Annotated in this window: 1 pseudogene; it reads right to left on the reverse strand. The window is 65.3% G+C overall.

From position 1 onward, the window contains the following. Positions 1-184 precede the first annotated feature (184 nt). A pseudogene (locus AADR41_RS42665) lies at positions 185-285 on the reverse strand (thiol reductase thioredoxin); the annotation flags it as partial.

Below are 285 nucleotides of genomic sequence, written 5' to 3' on the forward strand. Positions count from 1 at the left end.
GTCGAACTGGCACTGGACCGGCTGCTGGGCGCAGTGCAGAAGGAGCCGGCGCTCAGGCCGCTGTGATCCGGGATCGCAGGACGATCGAAGAACCATGAGGATCCGAGAGTTCCTGGCAACGTGAAACGGGTCCATCCCCCGAGGGATGGACCCGTTTCACGTGAAACATCGGCGTGCGGTGTGCCTAGCCGAGGAAGGCCTCAAGGTCGCGGACGATCGCGGCCTTCGGCTTGGCGCCGACGATGGTCTTCGCGACCTCGCCGCCCTGGTAGACGTTCAGGGTCG

This window comes from Streptomyces sp. CLV115, assembly GCF_038448545.1.
GTDB lineage: Bacteria > Actinomycetota > Actinomycetes > Streptomycetales > Streptomycetaceae > Streptomyces > Streptomyces sanglieri.